Here is a 674-nt window from a genome sequence, read left to right on the forward strand (position 1 = left end):
TTCTATTTATGTTGATCTACCTGTCTGCCATTTGTGGATTCCTGCTTATTATCTGTGCTGGTTTAATCGACTTTAAAAATTTACAACCAGTATTAGAAGAAGGCATTTGGTTGCCACTAAAAGTTGCCTTGACCGAAAGTATATATTTTCCATTTGGTGAAACAGTTGTGTTTTTGATGGTTTTTCCTTATGTAAAGAAGATGAGCAAAGGAATTGGGTTAAGTGCTATTGGATTAACTGGGATTAATTTAATGATTACTATGCTTATAAATATTAGTGTGCTGGGAGTAAGTCTAACTGCTCGTTCCCAGTTTCCTCTTTTGAGTACCGTTCAAAGTATTCAGGTTGCTGATTTCTTAGAACGCCTAGACGTATTCTTCATGCTTACCTACATTATTGGAGGATTTTTTAAGACAAGCGTATTGTTCTACGCTGTGGTAATAGGTACAGCAAATTTATTTGAGATTAAGTCTCCATCTAAACTATGCTATCCCTTAGGAATGGTCATTCTATTTTATTCTCTAGCCTTGGCAAGTAATTATGAAGAACTCATACAAGAAGCGCTTGAAATAATGCCATTTTCTTTAAATATCCCTTTTCAAGTCATAATTCCTCTTTTGCTTCTTACTGTAGCTTTCTTCAAAAATAGAGCAAAACTTAAGAAACCTGATTTC

Annotated in this window: 1 protein-coding gene; it reads left to right on the top strand. The window is 34.4% G+C overall.

Features of this window, described 5'->3' with window-relative positions; genetic code table 11:
- Window positions 1–674 (top strand): GerAB/ArcD/ProY family transporter (locus ACSMFO_RS40185; RefSeq protein WP_436462543.1); only part of this gene is annotated, 674 nt, incomplete at both ends.

The organism is Amycolatopsis sp. w19, assembly GCF_051373225.1.
In the GTDB taxonomy this organism is placed as follows: domain Bacteria; phylum Actinomycetota; class Actinomycetes; order Mycobacteriales; family Pseudonocardiaceae; genus Amycolatopsis; species Amycolatopsis japonica.